Raw genomic sequence first — 3,475 nt, forward strand, 5'->3', positions numbered from 1 at the left:
GAAATGAAGTTTAAATATACATTTGAAAGATAAAACCCTACTAAAGAAATATTAATTAACTTCTATAGTAGGGTGGCCGTCAGGCCATTTTGTTCTGAAATTCAATACATATTATTTGGTTTTTAAATTAAAAACTATCATTTTATAGAGCTATTTAATCATATAATTTAAAAAATTTATCAATATCAGCAAATTCTTTTTCAGGTGGTTCGTTGGCTGGTTTTCCAAAAGGCATCTGTGCAATCATTTTCCAATTAGAAGGAATTTCCCATTCTTTTTTTACTCTATTTTCTATAACTTCACTATAGTGTTGAAGAGATGCCCCAAGTCCTTCTATTGATAAGGATGTCCAAACATTATATTGGAGCATTCCAGATGATTGTAATGACCAAACAGGGAAATTATCTTTGTACAAAGGGAAGTCTTTTTGAAGTGATTTTACTACTTTTGTATCTTCAAAAAATAATATAGTCCCATATCCATTTTTAAACGAATCTATTTTATCGCTAGTGTCTTGGAAGTTTTCCTCTGGAACTATCTTTCTTAATTCTTCTTTTGTGATATCCCATAACTTGTCATGATTTTCACCTAATAACAAAATTGCTCTTCCATTATGAGCATTAAATGCAAAAGGGGTATGTTTCAAAGCGTATTCTATAATATTTTTTATTTTTTCATCTGAAATCGTTGATTCATTTGTTATAGAATATCTACTTCTTCTCTTTTCAATAGCTGTATAAAAATCTTTTACCACAATTATCACTCCTTGTATTGTTTAGCAACATTTTCAAATAAATTTAATTTTTCAATTAAATCTTTTTTATCATTGTTATCTATTTCTTGAAAAAGTTTTGATAAATATTTTTCGTGTTCTTTAAAAACTTTTTCTATAAAAATTCTACCTTCTTCAGTTAAATCAACATAATATATTCTTTTATCTTCATTGCATCTTTCTCTTTTTATATAACCTTTTTTAATAAGTTTAGGGTATTCGGATTTTATGGTGGAAAAGGGCCTATAAGTTACTCTTTTCCAATTTCTTAATAAGTGTGGAAAAATCTACACCATAGTTGCCTGTTTTGTCTCGGTCTGTTATTTGATACGAATTGAAACTATCGTATAACATAGCTTTGCTGAATGCACTTGAATTAAATCGTGGCTTCCTCTTTTTATGGAGCTTTTCATTAAAAATTATTTTAGCTCGTAAGGCTTCAAATGAGTACCCTCTACCCATTCGTTCTACTTGCCTAATGATGCTATTTATAGACTCTGTATAAGCGTTAGTGAGCCTTTTATCAAAGTAATTGAAGATTTCATCCTGCCAGTTGTCTACGGCTCTTAATAGGTCTTTATAGGCGTTTTTAGAGTTGCTGGATAAACAGCATTGTCTCCAATACCTGTAACGATCTTTGGCTTGCTCAAGGTCATCTGTATCCCATATCAAGTAGAACTCTTCTTTAAGTTCGTAGGCTTCTTTTAGTTCAGGTAAATTACTTAACCAAGTATCCAAAAGGAATGAATCTCGTTCATTCAAGTCATGCTTTCGTTTAAGAAGGATATACCTCTCACGCATAAGGGTACGACTTTCTTTGGCTGTCATATTGGCTTTAAGAGACTTCCTAACACTATCCAAGGCTTGATTAGCCATTCGGACTACATGAAACTTATCTACAACTACTTTAGCGTGAGGTATAACTGTATTAACTGCGTCTTTGTAGGGCTTCCACATATCCATTGTGACATATTCGATATATGTATTGTCTTTAATTTCAGAAAGGCGTTGAATGACCGTATCTTTGTTACGATTGGGTTTTATGTCATATATAGTTCTACGTTCTACATTGGTCAATACAAGACGAGGTTTCTTGATAATGTGTATTTCGTCAATACCAAGCCATTTAGGAGTTTCAAACTGATATTCACGTTCTTTTAATGCCACATAGTCTTTAAAGATGTTCCTAACAGTTTTCTCGTCTACACCAACACTTTCAGCTACGTCTACGAAGGTCTTAGACAGAGATTGTTCTTCAATAGACCTTATAAGCCTTTTAGTCATACTACGCTTTTCGTCAATGGATATAAGGCGTTCCCAAAAAGTTGTGCCACATTCACGACATTTATAACGTCTGCGGTTTAATTGTAATCCTACTCGCTTTAAACGAATAGGCAGATCCATGATTAGTTGCTTTCTTGATGTATGTTTATATAGCCTGTCAAAGCCACATTGAGGGCAACGTACTGGTGGAAAAGTTGCTTCCACTTTAAACATCATGTCGGATTCATTTTCTTGTGGTGGTTCTATTGTTTTAAGATCTGGTAGTAATAATAAGTCTGACATATTGTTCATCCTTTACTACTCCGTGTTTTTCAAGTATAGATTTGATATCAAAATTAAAATTGTTAAATATTTTTTGTGACCACAAATGCTCTTAGAACATCCCATAAAGCATATACAATAGGTGATAGGAAAATAGTTTGGAAAATTCCTTTTGTAGAGTTTGCATTAAATAATGCACCCTATCGTTGGATAGCCTATGTACAAAAAAGGTTATCCTATAGTTGCACAGGATAACCTTCATTATTATTCAATTATGCAGTTGCACAGCTACAATCTTTGCACTCGCAAACTTCATCAGTACAATGATCTGCACATTCTTGATTACAATAAACTTTTCCATCAACCTCTACTTTGTTCTCACCAATAAGACAATTACAGTTAGAGCGTGCACATTTTTCCACTTTGAATCTCCTCCTATTTTGGTAAATCTTCTGTTAGGCACCATCCTTCGTGTAAAAGGCTGGTTACACAAAGATCAACAACTCGATACCGAATAAAATTTCCCTCACGAGACGAACGAACAATGCCCTTATCATCTAATCGTTGAAGTTGGTTAGAGATGGCTTGAGGTTTCATTTCGAGTTGTTCAGCCAACTCAGTAACGGATATGTTTGGTGTTCGATTCACTGCGTGTAATATCCGAAGCCTCGTGCCGTTTGAAAGGATTTTAAACGTTTCGCTCAATCCCTCCGCATAATCTATATCCAACAAAGGACGATCCGTTAGCTGAGGTTTAGGTGTATAACAATTTTCTTCCATTATTTCCTCCTCCATTTCACAATTACAATATATAGTGTAATTATTCATATGTCAAATTGCATTTCTTTGGAGTAATCCTGAATTATTCATACCTCTAAATGTGGATAACTATTTCTATTAAACTCACTGCTTTTTTAGACATTTTTAAGTATTAACTGTCTATCATGCCACTTTATATCCTTCTCGATTAGATCGAAAACAAAAAGATGGAAAAAAGAGTATAAAGACCCCTTGGTCTTACAATCGTCAAAAAATTAATATGATCTTCTGGAGTAGCTAATGCAACTGTATATGATAATTTAAAAGTGACCCAGGATAATAATTTAAAATTGACCCGTTTAAATAGATAATATAAACTGTCCATAATAAAAACATAAA

3 protein-coding genes are annotated in these 3,475 nt (G+C 32.9%); all 3 read right to left on the bottom strand.

Annotation, left to right across the window (positions count from 1 at the left end; translation table 11 throughout):
* Positions 1-154: 154 nt before the first annotated feature.
* The 3 genes from DFR80_RS15005 to DFR80_RS15020 all read right to left on the bottom strand — a co-directional run bounded on the left by DFR80_RS15005 (position 155) and on the right by DFR80_RS15020 (position 3,097).
* The gene (locus tag DFR80_RS15005; protein ID WP_108142829.1) at positions 155-754 is read right to left on the bottom strand and encodes a nitroreductase family protein; all 600 of its coding nucleotides are present in this window, start codon (positions 752-754) and stop codon (positions 155-157) included.
* Positions 755-1,015: 261 nt separating this feature from the next.
* Complete coding sequence (locus tag DFR80_RS15010; protein WP_009384779.1) at positions 1,016-2,338, bottom strand: ISL3 family transposase; 1,323 nt, start codon at positions 2,336-2,338, stop codon at positions 1,016-1,018.
* 414 nt (positions 2,339-2,752) lie between these two features.
* Positions 2,753-3,097, bottom strand: a complete 345-nt coding sequence (locus DFR80_RS15020) for a metalloregulator ArsR/SmtB family transcription factor (RefSeq protein ID WP_070466883.1) — start codon at positions 3,095-3,097, stop codon at positions 2,753-2,755.
* Positions 3,098-3,475: the final 378 nt, after the last annotated feature.

It is taken from the genome of Halanaerobium sp. ST460_2HS_T2 (assembly GCF_003337665.1).
GTDB classification, from domain to species: Bacteria; Bacillota; Halanaerobiia; order Halanaerobiales; family Halanaerobiaceae; genus Halanaerobium; species Halanaerobium kushneri.